The sequence below is a fragment of the Tissierella sp. MB52-C2 genome (assembly GCF_030931715.1).
GTDB lineage: Bacteria > Bacillota > Clostridia > Tissierellales > Tissierellaceae > Tissierella.
On sequence record NZ_CP133261.1, the window covers coordinates 1,620,624 to 1,643,171 of the forward strand.

Genomic DNA, 22,548 nt, shown 5'->3' on the forward strand with positions numbered 1-22,548 from the left:
TATCCTCCTAAATCTCATCTTTTAAGCTATAAACATACGCCAATACTTCAGCAACCGCTTCATATAAATCTTCAGTAATTATATCACCAATATCTATTGAATCATAAATAGCTCGTGCCAAGGGTTTATTTTCTACTATTGGTATCATATTTTCCCTAGCTATTTTTTTAATATTTTCGGCTACTAGATCCACACCCTTCCCCAATATATAGGGAGCATAAAATTTATCTTTATCATATTTTATTGCCACTGCATAGTGAGTAGGGTTTGTAATTATTACATCTGCCTTAGGTATATCCTGCATCATTCGGCTCATAGCCATTCTTCTTTGTCTCTCTTTTATTTTCCCCTTAATAAAAGGATCTCCCTCAGTTTGTTTGTATTCTTCCTTTATTTCTTCTTTGCTCATCATAAGATTTTTTTCATGTTCACGCCATTGAAAAATATAGTCCATAATTGCCAAAACAAAAAGGACACTTAAAATTCTTACAATAAATCCATAAAGTAAGTCAGAAAAGTTTACCAATGCCTCTATGGGTTCTAGACTAGAAAGTTTTACTATTCTTGTTATTTGATTTTTTCCATAGTTTATAGTAACATATCCCACTAGTCCTAGCTTTAAGATTGATTTAACCAATTCCATTAAAGCACGTTTAGAAAATATTCTTTTAAAACCTTCTATAGGATTTAGTCTATCTAATTTTATCTTTAATGTTTTATTAGTAAATAAAAATCCTACTTGAAAGTAATTAATAATTAGGGAAGATAAAAAAGCAATTATTAAAATGGGAGAAGATATCGTTACGAAAACAATTAATATCTTTAAAAAGTTAATCATTAGATTATTATAATTTAAAAAAATATCTGTATTGTTTATTTCACTAAAAATATCAACCATAAATTTTTTTAGCTGCCCACTTATGAAACCTCCAAATATCTTTATCCCTATAAAGCAACTAAAAAGAATAACGACAGTATTGATCTCTTTACTTTGAAAAATTTGTCCTTCTTCTCTTGCATCTCTTCTCTTTTTTGGCGTAGGCTTTTCAGTTTTTTCAGAAAATAATTGTAAATTCAACTTTAATATCATAGTATCAACCTTAATCAAATCTTAATAAATTTATAAATATCATTAATAATTAAATCTAAAATGCTATTTACTGTAGTAAAAAAAATAGGCATACTAATTATAATAATTAATAGTCCGATTATTACTTTTAAAGGCATTCCTACAACAAATACATTCATCTGCGGTATAGTCTTAGATATTATTCCTAAAACTATATCTGTAATAAATATTATTGCCACTATTGGTGCACTTAGCTTAAAACCTATTTCAAAGGATTTAGCTAAAGAATTTATAAGTAGGTTTAATGTATCACCAGTATATTTAAAGCTTCCTATAGGTAAAAATTCATAACTATTAACTAGAGCTGATATGATTAAATGATGTCCATTAACACTCATTAGCAATAGGAATGAAAGTATATAGTAAAAATTGCCCATTAGCGGAACTTGCGTTTTATTTAGCGGATCTATTACATTTGCCATACCAAATCCAATTTTCATATCGATAATTTGACCCATTACATAAAAGGTTGAAAAAAATCCATAGGAGATAAAACCAATTATTATTCCTACCATGAGTTCCTTTAATATAATAAATAATAATACTTCATTAGCGAAATTAGAACTTGTAGGTAAATAAGATGTTATCAGTAAAGATATAAAAAAAGTCAAACCTACTTTCATTGTATTTGGTATGTTTTGAGAACTAAAAAAAGGTGAAAAAATAAAAATCCCTGATGTCCTAACCATAACGAATAAAAATAATTGATACTTACTAAGAAGTAAATCTAATATCATATCCATATTATTCACCTTTAATATATGTATAAGTTAATATTAGTAAGTAATTCCGATGTAAGCTGGACCATTAATTTAATTATCCAAGGTCCGAATAAAAGCAAAGATAAAAATACCGCAACAATTTTAGGTACAAAGGCAAGAGTAGCCTCTTGTATCTGAGTAACAGCCTGAATAATACTAACTATTAATCCCACAACTAAACTAATTATTAGCATAGGGGCTGAGGCAAAAAGTACTGTACGTATTGCATCTTGAGCTAATTTTAACATATCTACATTATTCATCCTATCACCCCTATTTAAATCCTAATACTAATGATTTTATTATTAAATTCCATCCATCTACTAATATAAATAATAATATTTTAAAAGGTAAAGATATTATTACTGGTGGTAACATCATCATTCCCATAGCCATCAATGTACTGGCAACTACCATATCTATGACTAAAAAAGGAATATATATTATAAATCCGATTTGAAATGCTGTTTTCAATTCAGAAATTATAAATGCAGGTATTAATACATGTGTTGGTATTTCATCTAAAGAACTTACCTTACTAATATTTTTCATATTTAGAAATAATCCTAAATCTTTATCTCTAGTTTGTTTAAACATAAAATCCCTAATAGGTTCCATTCCTCTTTCAATAGCAATATCCTGGCTAATCTCCTCTCTGATATATGGTTGTATAGCTTCACTATTAACCTCAGTAGCAATAGGTGCCATTATAAAGAAAGTTAAAAATAGTGCTAGTCCAACAATTGCCTGATTGGGAGGAGTTTGTTGAAGCCCCAATGCATTTCTAATAAAAGATAATACAATTAGAATTCTAGTAAAGCCAGTCATCATTATTAATAATGATGGTGCTAAAGTAAGAATCGTTAAAATAAAAAGCAATTGAAGTGAAAATACATAATTCTGTGGATTATTACTATTTTCTAGAGTAACGTCTTTTCCAAATAAGGATACAATAGGCTCAGCCCAAACAAAATTTGAAAATACAATCACTAAAATAAGTGATATTATGATTATCTTAATACTTTTCTTCATGATCCTTGCCTTCCTTATCCTTCTTGATATTTAATTTGCTAAGTAAACCTATTACAGTTTTATTTATCTTAGACTCATTACTTTGTTTTAAATATTTGCTTAAATAGTTATCAAACTCTTCATCCCGTATAGAAAAATTCTCTTCATCTATTATGTCTATAACAGTTGTGGCACTATTAGTTATAGACATAATATATACTTTATTGTTTATCTTAGTTATAATAATTTTAGAGCCACCTGGAATATTTATCATATCTATTATGGATATGTATTTACTTGTTCCAACACTTTTAAAATTTTTAGCAATAAGTTTTGTACCATATAAACTAAAAAATATAACTAAGGCAAAAATTATAATATAAAAGATCAACTGTAGAATTGTTTTAGCTAAACTAACGTCTTCATATCCTGAACCATATACAGGATATGAATATAAAAATATAAAGGTAAATATAAGGTATAAATTTCCCTTTGTTTTCATTATTTAGCTTAAAACTTTCTTTACTGCCTCAACAACTCTTTCAGGCTGGAACGGCTTAACAATGAAATCCTTCGCTCCAGCTTGGATTGCTTCTATTACCATGGCTTGTTGACCCATTGCAGAACACATTATTATTCTCGCATTACTATTTATCTTTTTAATTTCTTTTACTGCATTGATTCCATCCATTTCTGGCATAGTAATATCCATAATAACTAAATCAGGATCTAATTCCTTATATTTTTCTATTGCTTTTAATCCATTTTCTGCTTCTCCTAATATGGTAAAGCCATTTTTCGTCAAAATATCTTTTATCATCATTCTCATAAAAGATGCATCATCTACAACTAATATACCATTTGACATTTCAAAGACCTCCTATTTCGCCATTAAATTATTCTCTTGTTTGAACTTTCAATTTCTGTTACCCTTACACCAAAGTTATCGTCAATAACCACTACTTCTCCCTTTGCAATATATTTTCCGTTTGCATATATATTCAAAGGTTCACCAACTAGTTTATCTAGCTCCACAACAGTACCTTGTCCAAATTCTAAGATTTCGCTAATCCTTTTATGCGCTCTACCTAATTCTACTGTTATTTCTACAGGAATATCTCCTACTAAGTCAATTGAACCTTGATGAGTTGAACTGGAAGATATATCAAAACTTTGAAATTCTGGTTTCTTCACAATAACTTTTTCTTCACTTGCCTTGCCTATATTATTATAGTTCATATTCTCAGTTCTATCAATATTGTTTTCTTTATTATTAGATACGCTATAATTATTTTCATTTATGACTTCTTTTGGAGTTTCTGGTTCTTTTTCTATAATAGGTTGGATTTCTTCAACCATGGTTTCTTCAGCAATACTAGATGAACCTAATAAATTATCAACCAAAGTTTTACCAAATTCTAATGGAACTAATTGCATAATATTACTATCTATTAAATCTCCTATAACCATTTTAAAAGATATTTTAATTATTGGAGTAGATGTATTTAATAAGTCAATTTTATGTTTTCCTTCACTAAAAGTAATTTCTATAGACTTTGGAGGTTCTATGTCTATTTTTTTCATAAACATTTCAGATAATGATGTTGAGGCAGAGCCCATCATTTGATTCATAGCCTCACTAACAGCACTCAAATCTAAATCTGTTAACTCTCTTTCTGTATCAAAGTCTTCTTTACCCATCATAAGGTCTGTAATAATCTTAGTATCATCTGTATTTAAAATTAAAATATTTGATCCTTCCAAACCTGCTTTATAGCTAACATCTATGGCTACAAAAGGTAATTTATAGTCATCTGCTAATTCATCTGCAGTTGTTATAGTTACCCTAGGGGTAGTAATATTCACCTTTTTATTTAACAATGTAGATAAAGTCGTAGCAGCAGTGCCCATACTTATATTTCCTATTTCTCCTAGGGCATCCATTTCCATTTCTGATAAAAATTCTTCATGATCTTCGAATTCAATTGTAGATTCGTTGCTTGAGTCACCATTTAAAAGAACATCTATTTCTTCTTGAGATAACATATCAGTGGTCATTTACCATTTCACCATCCTTTACAACTTCAGTTATTTTCACAGCCATTTTTTTATTTATTACACCTATTTCACCCTTAAATTTAATATTACTTCCTACTCTTATGGATACCATATTATGCTCGGTATTTGGTAGTTTAATAACATCTCCATAGGATAAGTTTAATATATCTTTTACAGATATGGTTGTATTCCCTAGTTCCGCTATTACTGGAATGCCTGTTTGAAGTATTCTAGTTTTAATAAGATCTAGATCCTTCTCTGAATGTTCCTTAGTAGACGTCGCAAACCAATATCTTGTATTTAACTTATCTAATATTGGCTCCAATAGTATATATGGAATACATATATTCATCATTCCTTCTATAAGCCCAATCTCTATATTCATAGTTATTAGTGCGATTGTTTCATTGTGCGGAACTATTTGTGCAAACTGTGGGTTTGTTTCAATCTTTTCCAACATTGGATTTAGTTCTATTACATTACTCCATGCTTCCTTAATATCATTTACTATCTTCTGCATCATTTTCTTTAAAAGAGATAGCTCAATTTCAGTAAAAGATCTAACTTCTTGATTTTCAGATCCATCTCCACCCAGTAATCTATCTATTATCGTGTAGATTATATTAGGGGAAATATCTATAAGTATTTGTCCTTTTAAAGGATGAAAATCTATTATATTTAAAAATGCTGGATTAGATAATGCGTTACTATATTCACTATAGGCGAATTGGTCTACAGTTAAAATCTCTGTCTTTGCTGGAGCTCTTAAATATCCCGTTAAAAAAGTTTGTAGATATCTTCCAAAGTTCTCATGTATAACTTCTAAGGTTCTTAACTGCTCTTTAGATATCTTTTGGGGATTTTTAAAATCATACTTCTTTGCTCTCTTTGTATTGTCAACTTCTTGAATTTCCTTAACGTCTACTTCACCAGAGCTAAGAGCATTAAGTAGGGCATCAATTTCAGATTGTGACAGTATTTCAGACAATTGAATCCCCCCTTTATTGAATTATAAAATCATCAAAATATATATTAGTTATACTTTCATCATTAAATAACTCTATAATATTTTCTTTTAATTGACTTTGTAAATTAATTTGCCCTTCTTTTCCCTTCAGATCTTCATCTGTTAAGTTTCTTATAATCTTATTCGCTTCATCTCTAATGAGGAATTGCTTCTCAGTTAAGTTCTCAAGAGTTTTCTTACTAGTGGTTTCTAGCGTGAATTTCAATTTCAATATTTTCTTACTATCCTTGATATTACAATACATATCGTCTAATGTTAAAGAATAGGTCTTTAAATTCTTTGCAGTAGTTGTAGTTCTACTTGAAAAGAAAAATATACCTACGCCTATACCAGCAATCAATGATAAAAGTAAAATAATAATTATTATTAAAATAGTGTTTTTCGACATAGTATCACCTCATTCTATTTTACTACGGTTCTAATTCTATATAAGCATCATTTAATATTACAATATCTACTCTTCTGTTTTTAGCCTTATTCTCAGGAGTGTCATTTGGTGCAACCCCTCTATAATAACTATATCCTGAAGATGATATTCTATTTCCTTCTATATTTTCAGTTTCAACTAAGTATCTTAATACATTAGTTGCCCTGGCAGATGATAATTCCCAGTTAGTAGGAAATTTTGACACCTTTACAATTTGATCAGAGTCTGTGTGCCCTTCTACTTTAATATGCCTTGTGGAAAACTCTTCTCGATTTAAAACTTCTGCCACTGTTTTTAAAATCTCCAAAGATTCTTTTTTAATCTCTGCACTACCCGAATCAAAGAATATATTGTCCATAAATCTAATGACAATTCCTCTTTCTTCAGGTTTAATAGTAATTTTTTCTCCTAGATTTAAAGTTTCTGCATATTCTTCTAAGTCCTTTAACATCTCAACAAGTTCAGCCTCTAGATTATCTTCGGGAAATTCCATGGGAAAGTCTAAAATAGTTCCACCACTTAATACCCCAGTGCCACCTTGAAAGCTGGCCATTATACTTTGAAACTTTTCAGAATCTACTGAGGAAAAAGAAAATAGGAGAATAAAGAAACATAATAGAAGTGTAACTAAATCACTATAAGTAGTTAGCCATTCAGGTGAGCCTCCACTTGGTTCTTCCCGTCTTCTCTGCCTAGCCACTATGCTTCCTCCCTTCCTAATTCCTTTTCCATAGACTTTCTCATTTCAGGTGGTATAAAAGTCTTAAGCTTTTCCTCAATTATTCTTGGATTTTCTCCTGCCTGTATGGAAAGTAGTCCTTCTATCATTAGTTCCTTAATTAGAACTTCTGATTTACTTCTTACCTTTAATTTTTGTGCCAGGGGTAAGAAAATAATATTTGCTAATGCAGATCCATAAAATGTTGTTATTAAAGCAACAGACATATTAGGACCTATGGATTTTGGATCTTCCATTTTCTGAAGCATATTAATAAGTCCTATTAATGTACCAAGCATACCAAATGCAGGAGCAAAGGCTCCCATAGACTCAAGGATACCTTGTCCTTGAGTGTGCCTATCTTCTAAAAACATAAGCTCTGTCTCTAGGATATTTCTAACAAGATCAGGGTCAGTCCCATCCACAATTAACATAATACCCTTTTGTAAAAAATCATCATCTAATTTAGAAGCATATTCTTCTAAGGAAAGTAGTCCTTCTTTTCTAGCCACATTAGCAAGGTTGATTATATCATCAATTATTTCATTAGCTGATGTTGCTTTATGCAAGAAGGCTTTTTGAAATACCTTTCCTATGGTAGATATTTCCTTTAATGGGTAGGCTAAAAGTGTAGCAGCTACAGTACCACCTAATACGATAACTACTGAAGCAAAATCCCAGAAATCCAATAAACTACCAGATTGTAAGATTCCCCAAACAGTAAATCCAATACCTAGAAATAATCCTAAAATTGTCGTAATATCCAATCCTTACACCTCGTTTCAAATTTATCTTCCTTCGAAGCTATGTATCTTTCCTTTATATTTAATTACTTTATCCATTACATCTTCTACAGAATCTGATACTACAATCTTTTGTCCATTAGTAAGAGTAATAACAGTATCCGGTGTTGCTTCAATAAAAAGTATAAGTTCACTATTTACTACAAATTCCTTATTATTTAACCTTTTTACTTTTATCATAGTTATCCCACCTTTTTAAAGGATAGGGTAGATAAAATCTACCCTATAGTATTATATTATCTCTTCATATTAACAAGCTCTTGTAACATCTCATCTGAAGTTGTAATAATTCTTGAATTTGCTTGGAATCCTCTTTGAGTAGTTATCATTTCAGTAAACTCAAGAGAAATATCTACGTTAGACATCTCAAGATTACCTGATCTTATGGCTCCAAGTCCACCTGTACTTGCCTTACCTAATTGTGGCTGTCCTGAGTTTCTTGTGTCTATAAAGTTATTACCTCCTAGTTTTTGTAATCCCATAGGATTATCAAACTTAGCAAGCATTAATTGTCCTAAAACCTTCTTCTCATCATTGCTGAATATTCCCAAAACTATACCTTTGGAATCAATAGTAAATCCTTCTAAAGTTCCTGAAACATTACCATTTTGGGGATAAGGCTTTAAGTTCATTTCATTGGCATATTGAGTTATATTTTTAGTAGTTTCTTCATTTTCTGGATCGAATAAAACTATAGTTTCAAATGTACCAGAGGTTTTTGGAACTGGAGTTGGAGTTGGAGTTGCTGATCCAGGATCATCCACTATTACTTTTCCTTCCTTATTATGAGTAAACTCAATAGTATCACTAATCTTAAAAGTAATGTCATCAGTTATGGCAGTTGTTAACTTACCATTATTATTAAAAGTTAATTTTCCAACTCCTGTTCCAGCTAGGGTAACACCAGCTAGAGCTCCACCATGATCGTCTGCATCTACATAATTATTATTAGATAAATCCGTCACTCTTTTAACTTTATAATCCCATCCATTACCATTATCTTTAATAAACTCAAAAGTCACTTTATATGAGTTCCCAAGGGAATCATGGATAACTGTATCAATTAATTCCTTATCTCCCTCTTCTGCTCTACTATCTAAATTGCCTTTAAATATTACATCCTTTGTGGCAGTAGGCGCTTGAGTCTCTGACATATTTATTCTAATATTAGTTATATCTGAAGTAACATTTCCTTCATTATCTACTCCATATCCTAACACTTTGTCTCCATTAGCTGTAACTAGATTTCCAGCTGCATCTAAAGTAAAGTTTCCAGCTCTTGTATAGTATTTATTATTTAAATTGGGGTCTGAAGTTATTACGAAGAAGCCTTCTCCTTCTATCATAAGGTCTGTTGCGTTGTCTGTTCTTTGTCCTGGACCTTGAGTGTGAATAGTATTAATCGACCCTGTAGTTACTCCCATACCTATTTGTTGAGGGTTTGTACCTCCTTTTCCTCCTTGTGGTGCAGAAGCTCCTCCTACCACTTGACTAAATACTTCTTGAAAAGTAACTTGTCCTCTTTTAAATCCAACTGTATTTACATTGGCTATATTATTACCTATGGTATCCATTTTGCCTTGGTGTACCCTCAGACCTGATACGGCCGAGTACATTGATCTCATCATATTTCATTCCTCCATTTTTTCGAGCAGTCATAGACCTTCTATCAGTCAGATCTACATAACCTCCTACTGGTCCAGTTATATTATTACTGCTCCATCAATATTAGTAAATATATTATCTTTTAGTTGCTCTTTATTAACTGTTGTAATTATTACTTTATTATTGATATTTGCTATAAAAGCTTTATCATCCATTAGTATTAAAGCATCATTTACACCTTTCATCTCTGCTTTATGAAAAGCTTCTTGTAATCTATTTATTTCATCTGAACTTAAACTCATATCCCTACTGTTCAATCTTTCTGTTGCATGTTTTGAAAACTTAATTTCTGTTTCTTTATTTTGAATTTTCTCCAGTATATGGTTAAAACTCTTATTAGAATTCATTTGTTTTCTTTCAGTAGGTTTTGATGAAGTAATTAATCGGTTTTCAAGTTGTCTAATATCTATTTTACTCATAAGAACAGCTCCATATTAATCATCTATTGTGTTATCTTCTTGTTCTTTCCCATTTTCGTCTTCTGAACCATCAACAGGTTCTTTATCTCCAGGTATCTCTCCTAAATATGCTTCCATCGCTTTTCTTATATTGGTGATTTCCTTCAGTATCTCAACATTAGCTTGAATCTGATTTAAATTCATCATATCCATTCCATCTAATATTTCCTCTGCCATATCTTGCACATTTTCATTTAAGTTTTGCATTTGCTCAAGGGCACTAAACTGTGCTAATTGTGCAATAAATTCTCTATCCTCCATAGGATTAAGAGGATCTTGGTGAGATAGCTGAGTAGTCAACAACCTTAAAAATGCATCTTTATCTAAATCATTGGTTTTTTTATCTTCTGTTGGAGTATTGTTTTGTTGTCCAAATTTATAAATATATTCTTGATAATCATTATTTGTTCTCATATTAACCCTCCTATCTAAGCCAGTAAATCAAGGCCATTTTCTGAGTATATATTCTCTGTTTTTTTTGATACTTCTAATGATGTGTCTTCGTAATTTGATATTGCTTTTTTATTTTCCGATTTGATTTTTAACCTTTTATTATTTTGATTAAAGTTAAATTTGTTAGGGTTATGTTTATCAAAGTCACTACTATTTCCTACAAAGACTTCAAAGGTTTTAATCTCCAACCCAGTATCTTTTATTTCTTCTCTTAATTGGATCAGATTAGCTTCTATTATTTCTTTAGTCCTTTGGTTATCTACTATTACCTTTGCTATTACTTCATTTTTAGTAACTTCAATATTCATTAACATTTCACCCAGAACTTCTGGTTTTAATTGAATCCTGATTTCATTTTTTTCTCCAGCTAAATCAATTCTAACCTTTTCCACTATTTGATTTATAACTTCCTTAGGATTAACTACTTCTGGCTTCTCCAATTCTGTTGAAATTTTTTTAGTATATTCTACATTCTGTTTGTGTACTGAAAAAGAGGGTTCATTATTGATTTTATCTTCTTTGTTATTTTCCTTTGCTGAATTGGCTTCAAGATTATCTTTAGATGACATTTCCTTAGAATTATTATTCTCTAAGTCAACAGGTTGTTCTTCCTGTGTTACAGAACTAATTAGTTCTGAGTTCACTTCATTATCTAAAGATATATCCTCCTCTATGCCTTTAGTATTTTCCCTTACTGCACTTTTGGGTTCTGGCTTTATTTCATTATAAGCTAGATTTGCATTTTCCTCTGAAACTTCCTTATTTCCTAAGTTTCCTTTACCCTTTTCATGGTCTGCTTTGTTGATTAGAAGTTTTTCAAAATCAAACTCATTTTCAATTATGTTTTTATTTTCTTCAGAACTTTCAATATCTAAATCTTCATTTTCTAAAACAATCTCATCAGCTTCAATAGAAATTTCTTGTCCTTCGGCAGATTCCATAACATTATCATCTTCTACAGTATTTATCATATTGTTAGCTAAAAACATTAAGTTTTCATATGCTATCTTCTTTTTCTTATCTTCTTTTTCTACTGTATCTAAGTTTTCTGTATCTTCTACTTTAGTTTCTTCTGTTTTATTCTTAGTGTTATGATCTTTTGTTTTAGCTAAATTTTTATTATTAGAATGTTTTTTTTCATCAATCTTATTATTTATTGATTTTAAAGTAGAGGAGAAATCTTTATTTTTTTCAAGATTATCCTTGTGAGCCACTTCAAGATTAGTATTTATAGATTGTTTGAAATCAAAAACTATAGCTTTCATCTATTCACCTCCTTCTAAATAATCTTTCATTTTTTCTTAGTCCTTTGGCCTTGCCAAAAGTCTAGTAATTTGTGAAGCCTTATCAGGCTCCATATAATCAAAAACCTTAGATAAGGTTTGATTTTTCATTTTTGACAATACGTCTACAACAATAGTTCTATCTGATAATTCATAGATGTTTTCTGAATTTATCTCAATGGAAGTTATAGTGTTAGTGTTCTGCATCATTTTTTCAACAATTTTCGCTATTTTATCAGGAGCCATTTTCTCATAAATCATAACAAGGTTATTTATCTTATTGGAATACTCATTTAAAAACTCCATTGTTTTACTTATATCACTGGTTATATTTGTCTCTGATTTTGTTAACTGTTCTTCACGAATTATTGCCGCAAACAAATCTTCTATAAACTTTTCATCTTTTATATTTGATAATAATTCAGCTGACTTTAATATTGATAAATTCCTATATATGGTTCCTAATTTATCTAGAGAATAAGCCTCTGTATTTCCAATGGTTTCTATGGACATATCTAAGGGCTTAGTTTCATATACTTTTGCCACATCTATTAAAGTGTTTATTTCATTAGTCTTTTCATTAATTACTCCTTCAATTGAAGTCTTTTTGGTTTCTTTAAAAGTATTTGTAATATAAGCTCTTATATCAGAGTCAACATAATATAATATTTCTCCTAATTTATCAGTTTTAACTTCGCTTAAAACTTTTAAAAATTCCCTATCTGAAAACTTTTTTTCTATTTCCAACAAGGAGGTTAATATGTCTTGTCTTTCAATTCTACTTACCTCTAGTTGAAATTGCTCTTTTTCTTCTTCCTGAGCCTCTTCATATATGGAAAATAGTAGATCTTTTCTTAGCTCCATGTTTCTAACTTTCAATACTATTTCTTCAGTTTTGGAATTAGAAATATTATTCATTTCCTTTAAAATATCTATATAGAGCTTTTCATCATCCTTTTTGATTATATACATCTTATCTGCTGCCACACTTGGATCTAAATCTATATAATGTTTGGAAAGATAATTTATCTTTTCATCTTTCTCAACCTCTGTAGGATAATTTCTAAAGTGCTCACCTATTATACCTGGCATCTTAGATAACATTTTGTTTGTATTATTCTTAAAGTTTTTATTTGTGCTATAAATAAGAATCGTTATTCCTAAAGGTACAAGAACTATACTAATAATTACAATAGATATAATCCTAGATATTTTGTTGTTTTTATTTCCTCTTTCAATGTTTGTTGTTTCCATTTATTTGCCCCCTATTGTTGGCTAGTATTAAATGTAACTATACCATCAAGTAACTTTTCCTCTTGCCTCTTAGATTCTATAATAAATTCTTTATAATCATTTTCTTTTAACTTTTCAAAAGCTTTTTTTTCCTGCATAGCAACTAAAAGTTCTTCCTTAGCTTCTTCTAGTTCCACTTTCATCTCTTCTATTTTTCTTTCTTGATTTTGAATAGTTACGGAGATATCCTGCAAATAACTATTATATAGTTTTAAATTACCTATACTAGTGCTTTTCACTGATTTGTTTTTTTCTACAACTAAATTTTCTTTATGTTGATTAAAACCTATTAATCTTTCTTCTTCATTGTTTACTCTTGAATTTATGTCTCCATACTTAGATTTTTTTAAGTCTTCAATGTTTTCTTTGTAGTTTAGAACCTTTTCTAGCTTAAAACTATAATTCATCAATCAATGTACCTCCATGAGTTTTTAATTTAATTTTGTAGAAATTGTGTTCATTAGTTCTAATGTCTCCTCAAAGGTTGATGTTTTTTGAGTTTCTTGTCTTAAAAAGTTTTCTATATCATCGATTAAATCAATAGCTGTATCAATTTTCTTGTTCGAACCTCGTTTATATGCTCCAATATTTATCAAGTCTTCAGCTTCTTGATAAGTAGCCATAATATCTTTTATGGAACCTGCTATTTTAATATGTTCCTTATCTGCTATATTAGGCATTACCCTACTTATGCTAGCAAGAACATCTATGGCTGGATAATGATTGGCATTTGCAAGTTTTCTAGATAATACAATATGACCATCTAATATCCCTCTTGCAGTATCTGTTATAGGCTCAGTTAAATCGTCTCCATCTACTAAGACTGTATAAAGTCCTGTAATAGTTCCTTTATCTGAGGCTCCTGTTCTTTCGAGTAACCTTGGCATAGTAGCGAAAACAGAAGGAGTATATCCTCTAGTTACTGGTGGCTCTCCTATGGCTAATCCTATTTCACGTTGTGCCATGGAAAACCTGGTTAGAGAGTCCATAAGTAACATTACATTTAGACCTTGATCTCTAAAGTACTCTGCTATTGCAGTAGTTACCATTGCACCTTTAACTCTTATTAAGGCAGGTTGATCTGAAGTGACTACAACTACAACAGATTTTTTTAATCCTTCTTCTCTTAAATCATTTTGAATAAATTCATTAACTTCCCTTCCACGCTCTCCTATTAAACCTATGACATTTACATCTGCAGTACTATTTCTAGAGATCATGCCCATTAGTGTACTTTTACCTACTCCGGAACCTGCAAAAATACCTACTCTCTGACCTTTTCCACAGGTCAATAGACCATCTATAGCTCTAACCCCTACAGATAGCGGTTCCTTTATAACCATTCTATCTAATGGACTTGGTGGTGAACTGGAAACGGGATAATATTTATTAGACTTAATGGAACCTAAGCCATCCATAGGATTTCCTAGTCCATCAAGAACCCTTCCTATTAATTCATCTCCTACGTTGACCCTAAGAGTTTTTCCACTACCTACTACTATACTTCCACTAGCTATCCCTTCCATTTCCCCTAGAGGCATGAGAAGAATCTTATCCTCTTTAAATCCAACTACTTCAGAAAGAATAGGCTTGTCACTCTTATACGGATATATGTAGCAAAGTTCACCAATAGTTGCCATTGGTCCATTTGACTCAATAGTGAGTCCTGTAACCTTTGTTATTTTTCCAGTATATTTCATAAACCTTTTCTCTTTTACTGCCATGGTATATTTTTTAATATTAATTGTATCTTCCATATCATCACTCATTATTTAATATTGTTGTTAAAAGTTCTTTTACTTCTTCCAATTGATTTTCAAGACTTGCATCTATATTTCCCTTAGATGTCTCTAAAATGCAATCTCCTTTTACTAGAGAAATATCATATTTAATATCAAGTTCTGTTATCATACTGGCCTTGGCTAATATTTCCTCTTTTGCCATTTCCAATATATTATAATCTTCTTTAGAGACTACGATGGTTAACTTGTCCGTTAAATCTAAATTACTAATTCCGTTTAATACTAGGGATACAATAAGTTCATTATCCTCTTCTGTTTTTTTATCTATAACCTTTTCATAAATATTTATTACTAGTTCAATTATATCTTCCTCTAATTCTTTAAGAAGCTTGTCCTTAGTAGATATATAGTCATTCTTTATATCAAGAGCCTCTTTTATTAATTGACTAGATTCGACTTTACCCTCATTATATCCCTTTTCATAACCTCCTTTATAGCCTGCTTCATGACCTTCATCATATCCGATTGCCTTATGCTCCTCTAGGATTTCCTTTGCCTTCACATATGCATCATTTATCATAGATTCTTTTTGTCCTTCTGAATCTTCTATTATTTTAAGAGCTTCTTCTTTTGCTTCATCTATGATTATTTCATATTCTTTTTCTGCTTCTTCTCTTGCATCTTCTATGATTTTTTCTATTACTTTTTTATTTTCACTATCATCTATTATCTTTTTAGATTCTGTCTCTATTACTCTAAAGGATTTTATAACATTAGACAATTATCTCATCTCCTCCTCTAGGAGTAATTATCTCTCCATCATCTTCTAATTTCCTAATGATGTTTACTATATTTTGCTGTGAGTCTTCCATATCTCTAATACGAACAGGACCCATAAACTCTATATCCTCTTTAATCATCTCAACTAGACGTTTTGACATATTAGTGAATATAAGGTTTTTAACTTCTTCACTTGCACCTTTAAGAGCAATAGCCCATTGTGCATTATCGATTTCTCTAATAACTCTTTGAATACTTCTATTATCAAGAGTAATAATATCTTCAAATACAAACATTCTTTTCCTGATTTCTTCACTTAATTCTGCATCTCTAGTATCTAATTCTTCCATAATATTCTTTTCTGTACTTCTATCTACAGAGTTAAGTATATCTACAACTGCTCCTATACCACCAGTAGTCGTATAGTCTTGTGCCAATATATTTGAGAACTTACTCTCTAAAATTGACTCTATTTCCTTTACTACCTCTGGTGATGTCCTATCCATTATTGCTATCCTTCTTGTAACATCTGATTGTTTTTCAGGTGATAAGCTTGAAAGCAATTGTGCAGCCTGTCCTGGCCCTAAGTAAGATAATATCAACGCAATTGTTTGCGGATGTTCATTCTGTATATAGTTTAAAAGTTGATTAGGGTCAGCCTTTCTTATGAATTCGAAAGGTCTTACATGTAATGAAGATGTAAGTTTACTAATTATGTCGATGGCTTTATCAGATCCCAATGCTCTTTCTAATACGTCCTTGGCATAATTAATTCCACCTTCAGAAATATATTCCTGTGCCAAACATATTTGATAAAATTCTTCAATTACTGTTTGTTTCTCTTCTGGAGAAACCATTCTCATGTTTGCAATTTGCAGAGTTAGTTCTTCTATTTCTTCTTCATTTAAATGTTTAAATATCTCAGCAGATTTCTGAGGTCCTAGGGCAATAAGTAGTATTGCCACCTTTTCTTTTCCACTAAACTGTCTCCTAGACATATTAAATTCTCCTATTCATTTAACCAATTTCTAAGCAATTGAGCAACGGAATCAGGCTTTTTCTCAATAAATCTATCAATTTGAGCCTTCATTTTTGATTCCTCTGCTTCAAAATCAAGATCTGCGACTTCCAATTCTATTGCAGATTTTTCTCCAAGCATTCTCTCTAGTTCTGCCTCAGCAGTTTCTCTAGATTTCTTTCTTCTGTATAAAATTATACCTATTATTAATATAATTAGTGCCAATATACTTAGGCCTATATATAGCCAGTTATTATTTCCATCTTGAATAATATTATTATCAGTAGCTTGATTATTATTGAAACTTGCTGCTTTTACTTGAACTTGTTTAGTATCTAAACCAGTAGCTGCATATATTAAGTCAGTAAATTCTTTTTCCATCTCTGGAGTCATTTCACCATCTACTAATGCATTCTTATTTACTAATACTGCTACAGTAACGCTTTCAACTTGTCCTGGTGCCTTGCTAATTTCTTTGTTTATTTCATTTAATTCATTATTTATTATCCTGCTTACTTTGTCATATCTGCTTGAGCCATCATCTATTGTAGTGTAATCTTCTACATTAGTGTCTGTTCCCGCAGCTCCACCTACTGCTCCTCCTGCCATATGCTCCTCTACTTCTTCTAAGGAACGGATTAATCCTTCTTCGTTTCCTTCTATTGGAGTAGCAAATTCTGTTATAGTTGTCTTTTCCATGTCCATATTAATTTTTACACTTGACATTACATCTACGTTGTTAAATCCAACAACATTACCTAAAAACTTCTTTATACTTTCATTTATCTTAGATTCTATTCCATGCTTTACTTCAAACTGATCTTGGGAGAAAATATTTTCTTCATCTTCTTCACCTAATAATCGCCCTTCATTATCTACTACTTTAACATCTTCAGGATCCATATTTATAGAACTGGCTACTAGATGTTTTATTGCCTTTACCTTCTCTGAAGACAATGATCTATTATCTCCTTTTACAATAAAAACAGAAGCTGTAGTTTTATTATCATCATTATCTAATATGAAATTAGTGGCCTCTTTTTCATCTATAAATACCTCTGCACTATGTATCCCATCTATCTCAGATATGGTAGATGCTAATTCACTTTCACTTGCCTTTTTCATTCTCTGTTTTTTATCATAATCTGTCATAGTCCAACTACTATCATTAAAGGCATCCATATATGTATAACCTTCTTTTGGTAATCCGTAAGTAGCTAATTCTATTTTTATACGATTCTTATTTTCTGCTGGTACTAAAATACTCTTCTGATCCTCACCTGTTTTCCAAGAAACTCCCATTTCGTCTAACTTGGTAGTAATCTGTCCCATATCCTTTAAACCTAAATCTCCATATAGGACTTCATATTTTGTACGGGTCAACATAAGAATAAGTGCAGTTACAGCAAAAATAACAAATAAGCTAATAAATGCCAATTTAATTTTCTTTTTCTTATCCATTTCTTTCCAGTACTCAGTTATTTGTAGTTTTAACTTATGTATCGATTCTTGCACTTTTGCACCTCTCCCTATCTATCCTTAAATTTGAATCCTCATGATTTCCTTATACGCTTCTACAACTTTACCTCTTATGGCCATAACAACCTGTAAAGCTGTGTCTGCCTTATCAGCAGCTATTGTAACATCGTGAAGGTTGTCCACTTCTCCTATGGCTAACATTTTCTTATACTCTTGACTTTCTAACTGCATTTCATTAACTTTATCTAATGCATTACTTAGTAGGTCACCAAAGCTATTTTCTGTCTTATTATTTACTATCTGATTATCCATTTTAGATATTAAACTATTATAATTATTAATTTTATTTATATCCAATTTTCTTACCTCCTACCAATGTCTAGAGCTTTCATAAGCATAGATTTAGATGCATTCATGGCTGTTATATTTGCATCATAAGAACGTTGTGCACTAATTAAATCTACCATTTCTTTTACAGTATCTACATTTGGTTTTTGAACGTAACCATTTTCGTCAGCATCTGGATGCCCTGGTTCGTATACCAGTTTGAAAGGAGATTCATCTTCAACTATTTTACTAATTTTTACTCCTTTACCACCTATCTTATTAGTATACTTACTTAATTGTTCTGAAAATGACGTTGACTTGTTTTCTTCAAATACAGCCATTTGTCTTCTATAAGGCATCCCCCCAGTTGATCTTGTAGTATTTGCATTTGCCATATTTTTTGTAATTATGTCTATTCTAGTCTTTTCAGCTGTTAAAGCACTTGCCGATACATTAATTGGATTAAAAATACTCATAATTATTTACTCCCTTCAGTAATAACATTTTTAATTTTATCGAATTCACCAATTATTTGTCGTACTAAGGCATCATACATAATAGTGTTTTTAGCTAAGTCTGCAGACTCTGTATCTATATTCACATTATTTCCATCTATTCTATATGATATAGATTTATCTTCTGTAACTACAGGCGAAAAAGTGTCTTTACCTATTCCAATGTGATTCTCATGGGTTTTTGCTAAATTAATCTTCTTACTTTTTATGCTTTCGGTTAATTGTTCTTCAAAAGCTACTACTTTTCTCTTATAATTTGGAGTATTTTCATTGGCTATATTATGGGATATAGCTTTATTTCTTTCCCAAGTTCCATCTAAGGCTTTTTGATAAAAATTGATATTATTATACATACCCTTAAACATTAAATCACCTCACTATTTTATAATATAATTATATTTTAATTAAAATAATATATTAAATTATGACATAAGTCATTTTACGCCTTTTTTCTTCCTATTTTTACCTTTTCCGATATTATATTACTATTCTACAGTTTCCACATATTTTATTCAAGCCCTAAAATCGATTAAGTCCTCTGATTTTGCAAAACATTACTAAAGTCCTAAAGAAAAAAGAATAGTAAAAATACTATTCTTTTGACTTTAAAAGTTCATCTATTAACTTATCATTTAATATCTTAATATGTGTTCCTTTCATTCCTAAAGATCTTGATTCTATAACCCCTGCACTTTCAAACTTCCTTAGTGCATTTACTATGACGGATCTAGTTATTCCTACTCTGTCGGCTATTTTACTTGCAACAAGTAACCCTTCACTTCCTTCTAATTCTCTGAATATATGCTCCATGGCTTCTAATTCTGAATATGAAAGAGTTCCTATGGCCATTTGAACAACAGATTTCTTTCTTGCATCTTCTTCTATTTCTTCGGATTTTGCTCTTAATATTTCCATTCCTACAATTGTGGCACTATATTCAGCTAAAACCAAATCCTCTTCAGTAAACTCTTTTCCAAATCTTGCTAAAACCAAAGTACCTAGTCTTTTGCCACCACTATTTATTGGAATTATAGTTGAAACTTTGTCTGGATAACTACATTCTGATATCTGATCAAAAACACAGTCTGTAATTTCCCTTACATTTTCATTGGTTTCATTGTATTTCAATAATTCCTCATTGTATTTTTTAGGAAATCTCTTTTCCTTGACTATTTCTGATTGAATAATATCACATTCAAATCCAGTAGCTAATTCATAACCTAATACTTTTCCACTAGTACTAGCTATATATACATTTGCATCAAGTATATTGCTTAAAATACCACTTAATTCTGAAAAGGAAACAGGTTTTGTACCATACCCTTGCAATGTCTTGTTTAATCTTCTAGTCTTTTGTAATAAATTTTCCACTAATTAATCCTCCTTTTATAAAGTATAATTGATTGTCTATAATGTTTTTTCATTTATTGTAATATTTAAATTATCATATATAATTTTACTATAAAAACATAAGATTGTACAGAAAATTTTAATTATTTATACTTTTCCAATTTCAGTATAGCCACAATCTTTGTTTATGCACTTGATTTTATTTTCTTTTTTAGTTCTCTTTATGACCATAATGCCTTTACATTGAGGACATTTTTCTTTTACTGGCTCATCCCATGAGACAAAATCACATTTCGGATAATTGCTACAGCCATAGAAATATCTACCCTTTTTAGATCTTCTTTTTACAAGATTACCATCGCATTTAGGGCATTTAACATCCAGTTCATCTACTATGGCCTTAGTATTTTTACATTCAGGGTATCCTGGGCATGCTAAAAACTTACCAAACCTTCCATGTTTTACTACCATGTTTTTTCCACATTTTTCGCATATTACATCAGATACTTCATCTTTAATTTCAATTTCTTCAATTTCTTCTTCAGCCTTTTTTAATACTACGGCAAAATCTTTATAGAAGTCTTCAACTACTTTAACCCAAGGCAAATCTCCTTCAGCAATTTCATCTAGTTTCTCTTCTAACTCTGCTGTAAATTCCTCATTTACAATATCTTTAAAATACTCTATTAACAATTCATTTACTAAAATTCCTAATTCTGTAGGAATAAATGATTTCTTATCTAGATTAACATAATCTCTTGATAAAATAGTAGCTATTGTAGGTGCAAATGTACTAGGTCTACCAATTCCCAGTTCCTCTAATACTTTAATCAATGATGCTTCTGTATATCTACCTGGCGGCTGAGTAAAATGCTGATTTGGTTTAATCCCATTTACTATTAGTTTGTCTCCTATGTCTAATAAAGGTATTTGCATATCTTTCTCTTCTTCATCACTGGTAATATAAATCTTTAAAAACCCATCAAACATAAGCTTTGATCCATTAGATTTAAATAAAACATCATTACTATTTATTGTAACGGAAATAGTATTATAAATTGCTGGAGTCATTTGAGAACCTAAAAATCTTTCCCAAATCATCTTATAAAGTTTAAATTGATCTTGAGACAAGGAATCCTTAATGGAAATAGGAGTTCTAAGTATGTCAGTAGGTCTTATTCCTTCGTGAGCATCTTGAGAATCCTTCTTAGATTTATTTGTATAATCATTTCCACCATTTGTATACTTGTCTCCGTAGCTTTCCTTAACAAATAAAGCCGCTGATTGGATAGCTTCTTTTGAAACTCTTGTGGAGTCAGTTCTCATATAAGTAATTAATCCTACGGAGCCTTCTCCTTTTATATCAATTCCCTCATATAATTGTTGAGCAATTATCATAGTCTTTTTTGTAGTAAAACCTAATTTTTTTGATGCATCCTGTTGCATGGTACTAGTAGTATATGGGGGATATGGATTTCTTCTTTTAGTTCCTTTTTTCACATTAGTTACAACAAAATTTTCTAAATCTATTTTGTTTAAAATTCTATCTACTTCAGATTTATTCTTTAAATCAAGTTTCTTTTCTTTATCTCCAGAGTTTTCACCATAGAAGCTAGCTTCAAATTTCTCTTTATCTTTTTCTAAATTTGCTTTTATACTCCAATATTCTTCAGGTATAAAGTTTTGAATTTCATTCTCTCTATCACAAATTAGCTTAACTGCTACAGATTGTACTCTACCAGCACTTAAACCTTTTCTTATTTTTCTCCATAATAACGGGCTTATCTTATATCCTACAAGCCTATCTAATATTCTTCTGGCTTGCTGAGCATCAACTAAAGATATATTTAGCTTTCTTGGCTTCTTAATTGCAGTAGTTATAGCATCTTTAGTTATTTCGTTAAATTCTACTCTAACTTTGTCATTCTCATCTATACCTAAAATATAAGCTAGGTGCCATGATATTGCTTCCCCTTCTCTATCTGGGTCTGTTGCAAGAAATATCTTATTTGATTTTTTTGCTTCATTTTTTAATTCTTTTATTACAGGACCTTTACCTCTGATAGTTATATATTTAGGTTCAAATTGTTTATCAATGTCAATTCCCAAGGTACTCTTTGGTAGGTCTCTTATATGTCCTACTGAAGCCACCACTTTATAATTCTTTCCTAAAAACCTTTCAATGGTCTTTGCTTTAGCTGGTGACTCGACTATTACTAAATTTTTTTGCAATATTTACACCTCCATTAAG

General features: G+C 30.5%; 27 protein-coding genes. All 27 read right to left on the bottom strand.

Translation table 11 applies throughout. The annotated features are described in order from the left end of the window. Positions 1-7: 7 nt before the first annotated feature. A complete protein-coding gene (gene flhB / locus RBU61_RS07995; protein ID WP_308879134.1) occupies positions 8-1,090 on the bottom strand; it encodes a flagellar biosynthesis protein FlhB in 1,083 nt (360 codons plus the stop codon). A gap of 14 nt (positions 1,091-1,104) precedes the next feature. After that, a complete protein-coding gene (gene fliR / locus RBU61_RS08000; RefSeq protein WP_308879135.1) occupies positions 1,105-1,872 on the bottom strand; it encodes a flagellar biosynthetic protein FliR in 768 nt (255 codons plus the stop codon). Positions 1,873-1,883: 11 nt separating this feature from the next. Continuing rightward, positions 1,884-2,153 (bottom strand): flagellar biosynthesis protein FliQ, encoded by a 270-nt coding sequence (gene fliQ, locus RBU61_RS08005; protein ID WP_308879136.1) that lies wholly within the window; start codon positions 2,151-2,153, stop codon positions 1,884-1,886. Between the two features lie 10 nt (positions 2,154-2,163). Beyond that, complete coding sequence (fliP, locus tag RBU61_RS08010; protein ID WP_308879138.1) at positions 2,164-2,922, bottom strand: flagellar type III secretion system pore protein FliP; 759 nt, start codon at positions 2,920-2,922, stop codon at positions 2,164-2,166. Then, the gene (locus RBU61_RS08015; RefSeq protein ID WP_308879139.1) at positions 2,906-3,403 is read right to left on the bottom strand and encodes a hypothetical protein; all 498 of its coding nucleotides are present in this window, start codon (positions 3,401-3,403) and stop codon (positions 2,906-2,908) included. Before RBU61_RS08015 ends, fliP begins: the two co-directional genes overlap by 17 nt. Before the next feature lie 3 nt (positions 3,404-3,406). Then, positions 3,407-3,769: a response regulator gene (locus RBU61_RS08020; protein WP_308879140.1), complete on the bottom strand. Its 363-nt coding sequence runs from the start codon at positions 3,767-3,769 to the stop codon at positions 3,407-3,409. Between the two features lie 23 nt (positions 3,770-3,792). Further along, a complete protein-coding gene (gene fliY / locus RBU61_RS08025; RefSeq protein ID WP_308879141.1) occupies positions 3,793-4,959 on the bottom strand; it encodes a flagellar motor switch phosphatase FliY in 1,167 nt (388 codons plus the stop codon). Next, on the bottom strand, positions 4,949-5,947 hold the full coding sequence (fliM, locus tag RBU61_RS08030) for a flagellar motor switch protein FliM (RefSeq protein WP_308879142.1): 999 nt from the start codon (positions 5,945-5,947) through the stop codon (positions 4,949-4,951). Before fliM ends, fliY begins: the two co-directional genes overlap by 11 nt. 13 nt (positions 5,948-5,960) lie before the next feature. Beyond that, positions 5,961-6,374 carry a flagellar basal body-associated FliL family protein gene (gene fliL / locus RBU61_RS08035; RefSeq protein ID WP_308879143.1) on the bottom strand — a complete coding sequence of 138 codons (414 nt, stop codon included), beginning with the start codon at positions 6,372-6,374 and terminating at the stop codon, positions 5,961-5,963. 22 nt (positions 6,375-6,396) lie between these two features. Further along, positions 6,397-7,113, bottom strand: coding sequence for a flagellar motor protein MotB (locus RBU61_RS08040; protein WP_308879144.1), 717 nt, complete (start codon positions 7,111-7,113; stop codon positions 6,397-6,399). Beyond that, complete coding sequence (locus RBU61_RS08045) at positions 7,113-7,898, bottom strand: MotA/TolQ/ExbB proton channel family protein (RefSeq protein ID WP_308879145.1); 786 nt, start codon at positions 7,896-7,898, stop codon at positions 7,113-7,115. The genes RBU61_RS08040 and RBU61_RS08045 overlap by 1 nt, the downstream gene beginning before the upstream one ends. 21 nt (positions 7,899-7,919) lie before the next feature. Then, entirely contained in the window at positions 7,920-8,114 is a 195-nt protein-coding gene (locus tag RBU61_RS08050; RefSeq protein ID WP_308879146.1) for a flagellar FlbD family protein, read from the bottom strand. Between the two features lie 56 nt (positions 8,115-8,170). Then, on the bottom strand, positions 8,171-9,562 hold the full coding sequence (locus RBU61_RS08055) for a flagellar hook protein FlgE (RefSeq protein WP_308879147.1): 1,392 nt from the start codon (positions 9,560-9,562) through the stop codon (positions 8,171-8,173). Positions 9,563-9,637: 75 nt separating this feature from the next. Then, positions 9,638-10,018 (bottom strand): TIGR02530 family flagellar biosynthesis protein, encoded by a 381-nt coding sequence (locus RBU61_RS08060; RefSeq protein WP_308879148.1) that lies wholly within the window; start codon positions 10,016-10,018, stop codon positions 9,638-9,640. A 15-nt stretch (positions 10,019-10,033) separates the two neighbouring features. Further along, a complete protein-coding gene (locus RBU61_RS08065; protein WP_308879150.1) occupies positions 10,034-10,471 on the bottom strand; it encodes a flagellar hook capping FlgD N-terminal domain-containing protein in 438 nt (145 codons plus the stop codon). Between the two features lie 14 nt (positions 10,472-10,485). After that, entirely contained in the window at positions 10,486-11,775 is a 1,290-nt protein-coding gene (locus RBU61_RS08070; RefSeq protein WP_308879152.1) for a flagellar hook-length control protein FliK, read from the bottom strand. A gap of 36 nt (positions 11,776-11,811) precedes the next feature. Next, positions 11,812-13,047 (bottom strand): hypothetical protein, encoded by a 1,236-nt coding sequence (locus RBU61_RS08075; RefSeq protein WP_308879154.1) that lies wholly within the window; start codon positions 13,045-13,047, stop codon positions 11,812-11,814. An 11-nt stretch (positions 13,048-13,058) separates the two neighbouring features. Then, positions 13,059-13,493: a flagellar export protein FliJ gene (fliJ, locus tag RBU61_RS08080; RefSeq protein WP_308879790.1), complete on the bottom strand. Its 435-nt coding sequence runs from the start codon at positions 13,491-13,493 to the stop codon at positions 13,059-13,061. Positions 13,494-13,517: 24 nt separating this feature from the next. After that, a complete protein-coding gene (gene fliI, locus RBU61_RS08085; protein WP_308879156.1) occupies positions 13,518-14,843 on the bottom strand; it encodes a flagellar protein export ATPase FliI in 1,326 nt (441 codons plus the stop codon). A 4-nt stretch (positions 14,844-14,847) separates the two neighbouring features. Next, a complete protein-coding gene (locus tag RBU61_RS08090; RefSeq protein WP_308879158.1) occupies positions 14,848-15,609 on the bottom strand; it encodes a FliH/SctL family protein in 762 nt (253 codons plus the stop codon). Beyond that, complete coding sequence (gene fliG, locus RBU61_RS08095; RefSeq protein ID WP_308879159.1) at positions 15,602-16,606, bottom strand: flagellar motor switch protein FliG; 1,005 nt, start codon at positions 16,604-16,606, stop codon at positions 15,602-15,604. The genes RBU61_RS08090 and fliG overlap by 8 nt, the downstream gene beginning before the upstream one ends. 11 nt (positions 16,607-16,617) lie before the next feature. Beyond that, positions 16,618-18,141: a flagellar basal-body MS-ring/collar protein FliF gene (fliF, locus tag RBU61_RS08100; protein ID WP_308879160.1), complete on the bottom strand. Its 1,524-nt coding sequence runs from the start codon at positions 18,139-18,141 to the stop codon at positions 16,618-16,620. Positions 18,142-18,165: 24 nt separating this feature from the next. Continuing rightward, positions 18,166-18,462 (bottom strand): flagellar hook-basal body complex protein FliE, encoded by a 297-nt coding sequence (gene fliE, locus RBU61_RS08105; protein WP_308879161.1) that lies wholly within the window; start codon positions 18,460-18,462, stop codon positions 18,166-18,168. Positions 18,463-18,467: 5 nt separating this feature from the next. Further along, a complete protein-coding gene (flgC, locus tag RBU61_RS08110; RefSeq protein ID WP_308879162.1) occupies positions 18,468-18,908 on the bottom strand; it encodes a flagellar basal body rod protein FlgC in 441 nt (146 codons plus the stop codon). Between the two features lie 2 nt (positions 18,909-18,910). Next, entirely contained in the window at positions 18,911-19,312 is a 402-nt protein-coding gene (gene flgB / locus RBU61_RS08115) for a flagellar basal body rod protein FlgB (protein ID WP_308879165.1), read from the bottom strand. Positions 19,313-19,538: 226 nt separating this feature from the next. Continuing rightward, positions 19,539-20,318 (bottom strand): GTP-sensing pleiotropic transcriptional regulator CodY, encoded by a 780-nt coding sequence (gene codY, locus RBU61_RS08120; RefSeq protein ID WP_308879167.1) that lies wholly within the window; start codon positions 20,316-20,318, stop codon positions 19,539-19,541. 126 nt (positions 20,319-20,444) lie between these two features. Further along, a complete protein-coding gene (gene topA, locus RBU61_RS08125; protein ID WP_308879169.1) occupies positions 20,445-22,529 on the bottom strand; it encodes a type I DNA topoisomerase in 2,085 nt (694 codons plus the stop codon). Positions 22,530-22,548: the final 19 nt, after the last annotated feature.